The sequence below is a fragment of the Paenibacillus sp. 01T422 genome (genome assembly GCF_056398785.1).
The window spans coordinates 1-7,083 of sequence record NZ_JBFTQB010000538.1; the positions used below are offsets into that span (position 1 = coordinate 1).

The 7,083-nt window shown below is 45.3% G+C and carries 8 protein-coding genes; 1 reads left to right on the top strand and 7 read right to left on the bottom strand.

Going from position 1 to position 7,083, the window contains the following annotated elements; translation table 11 throughout:
- Nucleotides 1-161: 161 nt before the first annotated feature.
- From AC1DUA_RS25230 to AC1DUA_RS25245, 4 genes are all read right to left on the bottom strand, one after another.
- Nucleotides 162-332 carry a hypothetical protein gene (locus AC1DUA_RS25230; protein WP_477502382.1) on the bottom strand — a complete coding sequence of 57 codons (171 nt, stop codon included), beginning with the start codon at nucleotides 330-332 and terminating at the stop codon, nucleotides 162-164.
- A gap of 16 nt (nucleotides 333-348) precedes the next feature.
- Entirely contained in the window at nucleotides 349-1,590 is a 1,242-nt protein-coding gene (locus AC1DUA_RS25235; RefSeq protein WP_477502383.1) for a PBSX family phage terminase large subunit, read from the bottom strand.
- Entirely contained in the window at nucleotides 1,583-2,422 is an 840-nt protein-coding gene (terS, locus tag AC1DUA_RS25240) for a phage terminase small subunit (RefSeq protein WP_477502384.1), read from the bottom strand. The genes AC1DUA_RS25235 and terS overlap by 8 nt, the downstream gene beginning before the upstream one ends.
- A gap of 80 nt (nucleotides 2,423-2,502) precedes the next feature.
- Nucleotides 2,503-2,727, bottom strand: a complete 225-nt coding sequence (locus tag AC1DUA_RS25245; protein WP_477502385.1) for a hypothetical protein — start codon at nucleotides 2,725-2,727, stop codon at nucleotides 2,503-2,505.
- Nucleotides 2,728-3,062: 335 nt separating this feature from the next.
- Between AC1DUA_RS25245 and AC1DUA_RS25250 the strand changes: the two genes are divergently transcribed.
- Nucleotides 3,063-4,475 carry a collagen-like domain-containing protein gene (locus AC1DUA_RS25250; protein ID WP_477502386.1) on the top strand — a complete coding sequence of 471 codons (1,413 nt, stop codon included), beginning with the start codon at nucleotides 3,063-3,065 and terminating at the stop codon, nucleotides 4,473-4,475.
- A gap of 96 nt (nucleotides 4,476-4,571) precedes the next feature.
- On the opposite strand, the gene AC1DUA_RS25255 is transcribed toward AC1DUA_RS25250, so the two are convergent.
- From AC1DUA_RS25255 to AC1DUA_RS25265, 3 genes are all read right to left on the bottom strand, one after another.
- Nucleotides 4,572-5,861, bottom strand: a complete 1,290-nt coding sequence (locus tag AC1DUA_RS25255) for a DNA methyltransferase (protein WP_477502387.1) — start codon at nucleotides 5,859-5,861, stop codon at nucleotides 4,572-4,574.
- A 151-nt stretch (nucleotides 5,862-6,012) separates the two neighbouring features.
- Complete coding sequence (locus AC1DUA_RS25260) at nucleotides 6,013-6,588, bottom strand: hypothetical protein (protein WP_477502388.1); 576 nt, start codon at nucleotides 6,586-6,588, stop codon at nucleotides 6,013-6,015.
- A 172-nt stretch (nucleotides 6,589-6,760) separates the two neighbouring features.
- Nucleotides 6,761-7,083: sigma-70 family RNA polymerase sigma factor (locus AC1DUA_RS25265; RefSeq protein ID WP_477502389.1), on the bottom strand; the 323-nt coding region annotated here is incomplete at its 5' end.

Below are 7,083 nucleotides of genomic sequence, written 5' to 3' on the forward strand. Positions count from 1 at the left end.
CCATAATACTGCTGTCCGACTAACATCAGCTTGCGCAGCGGATCCTTCTGCCAATCACTAATTTCCTGATGTATGATTTCTTCGATAGTCATGGCAGAAGCAGCACCGGCACGGAGAATGGCGGCAATATTCTGCATTTCCGGAGTCAATGTTCATTCACCTCATCTTAATTCAAGTAAGATGTTTTCAGCAGTTAGCTCAGCTTCAACAAATGTATTTTTATTGGCAAGTCGTCTGAACTCGGCGTTAACTGCCTGTTCAATGGCTTGCCAGTCCTTATAGCTAACACCAACAAGTAACTCTATTACCTGCCGCAATCGCTGCTCTTCCATACGTACCACTCCTTTATTAATCAAATGAAACTCCTGATCCCTTGCGAATCTGCTCCATAGCATAGCGAAGTGCATCCATCGCATGGTTAAAATCATCAATCGGCCTATTTAAGAAGCGCCCTGTCTTATCCTGATCCCACACGTAACTGGAAAGTTCCATGCTGACATTAGGACAACGAAATTTGTGGACAATGATCTCGTACTGCTGAAGATACTGAATACCGTTTATTACACTGTCCGGTCCTTTTTCCGCAGCACGAATCCGATTAATCCCATAGCCCCTAATCTCGTCGATGGACTTAGGCTCCGAAGAATCCGCAATAATCTTCTCTTTCGAGTAGCTTTTCTTCTTGATGATCTCCGCAATCTTGTCATTGGTCAGAGCCCCCTCGTAGTGTTCATCAAAGATGTAGATCTTCTTCAAGTCCTTATTGACTAGGGCAGCCACAAAAGCACTAGGGTCATTCGTATAGCCGAAGTCCAAACCGAATATAGCTTTGTAACCTGGCAGCTTGGCGATGTCCCGCCATTCAAACTCTTCTTCACACCAGTTCTCGAAGATGGCGCCTTCCGCAATCCCCCAGTTGCCCTCGCCTTCAACGCGGTAGCGCTTCGGCTTATGTTTCCTCATCCATTCAAACAATTCCCGGTCGTCGTCTCCCAGGAACTCATTACATTGAAACGTTGTCGTTAGCGCTAATGTATTAGGATTTGGCACATCAAAAAAACGCTGCTTTAACCAGTGGCGTTCATTCCACGGGTTAAAAGTCAGCGTTAATTGTTTGAAATATCCTTCTGGCAGCTCACCACGGATAGACATGTCGATCTTATCAAAGTCATCCTCATTTAATATCTGATAAGCTTCTTCAAACCAGGCCCAGCACAAATATCCCGTATCCACCGTAATCGAAGTGATGGACATCGGGTCGTCAAGGCCGCGGAAAAGGATCTTCTGGCCAGTTGGCTTATATATAGCCTCGAGCGGGCTTTTCTTAAACTGCCAGAGATGAGCTACACCCAATCTCCGAGTAGCCCATTTAAGCTGGGCAAACGTAGAATCTTTATGTGTATTGAATGTCTTCCGAATAACAAGCGTATTCGCAAGTGGCAACCTCATCATATGATAGATATGCCATAGCGCTGCAGTAACACTCTTCTTAGAACCACGGCCACCTTTAATAACTCGATACCGACCGCGAAACCGCCAAAAGTCTACATAACCCTTGCCAATTGTCTGCTGCAAGCTAACTTCACTCATGCAGGTCATCCTTAAATACGACTGGATCAATAATATTGCTGTTGTTCAAAGTGTTAACTTCGGCTTGAAGCTTCTGAATTCTAAGATCACGCTCAGCGTCTACAAATCGGTTCTTTAATTCGATCGCTTTAAGCTTCTTATCCTGGACCCTCGTCAATGCTTCCTCAAGGCGAAGAAGGTCATCGATTACCCTGATATCTGATTCCTCTATCTTCGTCGTAACAAGCTTATCTATCGGAACAACCACACTTCTGGTTTGACCCGTCTTCTCATCATGTACACTCTGAACATCCTTCACGGTGATTCTCTCCTGAAGGACCTTCCGCTGCTTTTCTGATAATGCATTCCTAAGTTTCTGAATCCGTTGCAGCATTCGGCGTTCCCTTATAGAAAGAAGTGTGATTGCCTCGTCCGCTTGTCTAATCGGATCAGTCTCAACCTGGCGAGCCAGCTCTTGCTCATCTTCTTCAAGCGTATCCATCCAAATGGATTCGAACTCTCCTGTTGTGACGGCTTTCTTATTACCAAGTGGCCCACCATGACCCCCGCGGTTACCGAGGGCATTTTTACTCCCTTTCGGAGCTCCACCCTTATTACCGACGGCATTCTTATTACCTAAAGGAGCGCCAATTCGTTTAGTAACGTTACCTTTCTTTTTATTAGTAACGTTACCATTTAATAAAGCATCCCATTTATCCTGGCTCTTCCATTTCCGTATCTGAGTTTCCCCTAGTCCGAGCTCAGCAGCAAGGTCCTTGAGCTTTAACTTACCGCCGCTGCCAAGCCAAATCTGTAGAGCTTTGTCCCTGTCCGGGCTACGTTCTCTTGGCATTACATATCACCCACCTCCGGGATATAAGATCAAAATCAAATAAAAAAGAGAGTCAATTTGACTCTCACAATTAATCGCTACTACTGCTCTTTTTGAAGCTCCAGATCAATCTCAATCAACTTCTTCAGATCCTCAACCGACTTGATCTCAATGCGTCCATCCTGGAAGTCTTTAACCCAGCGAGCAATGCCGGCTTGTATGATTTTACGGTACTTTGACTTGGATTCCAGGATACCCTCGATCAACGCGAGCTCGTGTTTTAATAACAAAGCTTCATTCTCATTGTTCGTATTTTTATCTTTCAATTGCGAACACTCCCGACATTCGTTAGAATAGATATGAGATCATGCGTTCGCAAAACCGTGGCCACGGCAAACATGATCTCACCGGGAGTGTTCCGGTGCGTAAGGAGGACGTTAACGCGTCCTTCTTTTTATTTAGCTATCTTTTAAGACCTCAATAGAAATTTCTCAAAGAATACTAGACACATATAACACCACTTGTCTTGTGATAGATCCCACTACTAAAATGCCTATTTTTTCCATAAATGGTCCTTAGTCTAGCTAAATAAGGCTAGTAGTCCATCCCAAAATTAAACTATTCACGTACAATACACCATCTCGATAGGGAGGTGTCATTATTGAGTTGCTTTGATGATAAGAAACGGTGTAAAAAGAAAACAGTAATTGTTTGCCCTCCAAAAGGAAAAAGAAAGAAGCGTCGGCTTCGAGTAATTAAAAAAATTGTACAGGTATCATGTCCCCCACCTAAAGTGAATGTGACAACTCCGACGGTTGTTGGCCCTACGGGACCTCAAGGGCCTGTTGGTCCTGCCGGGGGTCCTCAAGGGCCAATAGGACCTGCTGGACCCCAAGGCCCTCCCGGGCCTGCCGGAGGTCCACCAGGACCTCAAGGACCACGAGGGCCTGCCGGGCCTGCTGGCGGTCCACAGGGACCAATAGGACCACAAGGGCCGCAAGGAATTCCTGGACCGGCTGGAGCAATGGGGCCACAAGGGGTTCCTGGACTGGTTGGACCAATGGGACCACAAGGCCCAGCTGGCTCAGAAGGACCAGCTGGACCAAGAGGACCGGCTGGAGGAGAAACTGGACCTGCGGGACCTGCGGGGCCAAGAGGATTTGAAGGTCCAGTTGGACCAAGAGGACCTGCGGGACCTGCGGGGCCAAGAGGATTTGAAGGTCCAGTTGGACCAAGAGGACCTGCAGGTACACCAGGAGCACAAGGAGCAACTGGCACAACAGGAGCTCCGGGAACGCCAGGAGCCCAGGGAGCAACGGGTGCAACAGGAGCTCCGGGAACGCCAGGAGCCCAGGGAGCAACGGGTGCAACAGGAGCTCCGGGAACACCAGGAGCCCAGGGAGCAACTGGCACAACTGGAGTTCCGGGAACGCCAGGAGCCCAGGGAGCAACGGGTGCAACAGGAGCTCCGGGAACACCAGGAGCCCAGGGAGCAACGGGTGCAACAGGAGCTCCGGGAACAACAGGAGCCCAGGGAGCAACGGGTGCAACAGGAGCTCCGGGAACACCAGGAGCCCAGGGAGCAACAGGTGCAACAGGAGCTCCGGGAACACCAGGAGCCCAGGGAGCAACGGGTGCAACAGGAGCTCCGGGACCTGGAGGTGGGGGATTAATTCCATTTTCAACGGGAATCATCCTCAGTGGCGCTACAGTAGTATCAGCTGCACCGATTTTAATGGGTTTTGGTAACCATACGGTTGAAGTTATTAACGGTGGTGGAGAATCAACTAGTCCACCTGAAGCAGGTGGTTTTGCCTTCCCAATCCCCTTTAATGGTACCGTTCAAAATTTACAAATAAGTGCAGATTTATTAGTTGCATCTGTGGTTTCTATCAATACTCTAGGTCTTCAATATGATTTTACAGTATTCCGGGCGCCATCAGTTCCTAATAATGGGATTGATCATATTTCTTCACCTTACCTGACAACTGCGCTGACTAGTTCAGTTAGATTTGGGTTTCCAAATAATATCATTACAGCGCCATTTGTTTCATGGGTAGGTTATCAGAAGTGAGAAGACATTTCCGATGGAGTACCACTGGCACTTCCTAGCCAGTGGTACTCCTCCATGCTTACTTCGAATCGAATTAAGTATCATAGAAAAAGAAATCTATGCAGCTTCAGCTCGAACTAAAAGGACTGGCTCAACACCAGTAAACTCATAAAACCGTTTCTTAATAACGTCACAGAAAACAGGATCTAACTCCAAAGTTCGGCATGTCCGGTCCATCTGCTCACATGTCAAAAGGGTAGAGCCACTACCGCCAAAGAAGTCCAAAACGATATCACCGCGCTGGCTGCTGTTCCCTATAGGAATCTGTAAGAGCTCCAGTGGCTTCTGTGTTGGATGAACAAATTTTGTAACATCACCCCGGGACACTTCCCAAATCGTCTCTGGCTCTAACAGCTCTTGTGGCAACCCGGCCTTCCAAATGGTCGTCTGCTTCCGATCCCCGTACCATGCCGGGGACTTACCCTTCAAATGAGCATAGAAAACAGGCTCATGCTTGTAACGATACTGAGACCAGCCAAAAGAAGCTGCGTTCTTTGACCAAATGCATTGTGACCTTACAACAATGCCGGCCGCGTTCATTGCATCCTCAAACTGCCGCTGATAAGAAGATGGATGAAAAACATAAATGGCTGCCTTTTGATCCATGACAGAGGCATAACAAGAAAAAACAGAATTCAAAAAGCCCACAAACTCCTCTGCGGGCATATCGTCATTCATAATTGTTCCTCGACCATCTGCAGCCAACCTGGCTGAATCGCTCTCCACTGCTACATTATATGGTGGGTCAGTAACAATAAGCGCCGCCTTAGCCCCAGCCATTAGCTTCTGTACGTCTTCAAGTTTAGTTGCATCACCACACACCAATATATGCCTACCAAGTTGCCACACATCGCCGTAACGAGTCTCGGGCTCTTTGATCTCATCCAAAGCACGCTGCACATCGAATTCATCCTCCTGGACCGGGGTAATCAGTTCAGTGTCTGAGTTCAAGCCGGGCAGCAATTGATTAAGCTCGTCCAATTGGAAACCAGCCTGTAAGGACAACTCCTCAATCGAATAATGAGCGGAAAGCTCCTCTAGAAGCGATGCAAGCAGCTCCTCATTAGTTCGGCCGCGTAAATGGCTCAGGCTAATCGTTAGAAGTTTAGATTCCTCATCGCTTGACTCTACGATGACACAAGTAATCTCTAGGAGCCCGGCTTCTTTAGCCGCCTTCCAACGCTTCTCACCCTTAACTATTGTCATATCACTCCGGACCAGGATTGGCTGCAGCACGCCATGCTTCCGAATGCTTTCAACTAACGATCGATAGATATGATCGTCCATCTCATTAGGGTTCCAGCCGTTGGGTTTTATGTCCTCCGTTGCAATAGTTTCGATTCTCAAAAAAGTTCCCCCTTGTGTTATGTCGGATTTTAGGTAAAAGAAAAAGCACCAGTGAGGTGCTTGAGCGGAATTGAATTTACTATTCACTTATAAGTGGCATTTGTACGACAATAATTGAGTATTCAATTTTATTTTCTTATAATGTACCAAGTTATTTTTCGGTCTTCTTAAAAAACCTATAAATCTTGTAACTAAAATATCTTTCTTTTTTTAACAGTTCAGAGAGTTCATTTAATTTAATTATAAGTAACTCAATTAATTCATTGAATAATTTCTGATATTCGATCAAGTCGTTATTGGATTGATCCGCCTCTTTTATTAAAGAATTAATTACTACTCTAGTCTGTTCGATATCTTTTAAAAGAGTATACACTTCCCAAAACTTAATTCGTGATACATTTTTCAAAAAGTGTACCAGCTTAAAACCTTCAGTTTCAAACAATTTCAAATTATAAACTTCAAAATTATATTCAGGTCGACCTGAAAAATTTAAGTTATTGATTCCTTTAATTGACAATCTAGCGGTATAAAAATTTGGTCCTATCGGGATCGATTTAAGTTCATCTACTTTTAGAAAATTTGTATTAATATCCGTAATAAATAAATCCAATAACCCTTTCTTCTCTTTTGATTTTTTTTTGAACTCCAAGAAGATAGCACCAAATACACCAAGAAAAAATGAAATAATTGCCACTAATAACTTTCCATCCTTTAATATTGCTTCCATCTTTCACCTCATGAGAAATAGTCAATATAAATCAATATTTTCCATATTAACACGTTCAATGAAAGAACGTCGATTAAATATTACAATTTTCCACGACTATTAATTTCAATATTTTTTTCAGATGCAAATACTGCTTCGACTTATTGATTTCAGCATCACAAAATGTAAAAACCTATCCCACAAGGAATAGGCTGTTCTGTAAATCCTCCGATATTTTCCTTTGAGCACGCATCACATACACCTCAACACTTCCTTTACTAATCCCAAGCATCCCAGCAATCTCACTGAATGAAAAGCACTCCCCATGAGCCAGTACGTAGCACTCTCGCTCCCGTTCGCTCAACCTAGACAATGCATCTTCAATCTGAAACCTCTGCCAATCCGAAAGATTAGCCGGGCTGCCTGCCGAACTCTGCGTGATGTACGCTTGCATCCGGACCGGATCCATGAGCTTCTCCCGTTGATACGCTGCCCGCCGCTCAATTCCCCTCTTAT

Excerpts from the sequence above, each read along its gene's own strand:
- AC1DUA_RS25235 (WP_477502383.1), bottom strand. The coding sequence starts at position 1,590 with ATGAGTGAAGTTAGCTTGCAGCAGACAATTGGCAAGGGTTATGTAGAC.
- terS (WP_477502384.1), bottom strand. The coding sequence starts at position 2,422 with ATGCCAAGAGAACGTAGCCCGGACAGGGACAAAGCTCTACAGATTTGG.
- AC1DUA_RS25230 (WP_477502382.1), bottom strand. The coding sequence starts at position 332 with ATGGAAGAGCAGCGATTGCGGCAGGTAATAGAGTTACTTGTTGGTGTT.
- AC1DUA_RS25260 (WP_477502388.1), bottom strand. The coding sequence starts at position 6,588 with ATGGAAGCAATATTAAAGGATGGAAAGTTATTAGTGGCAATTATTTCA.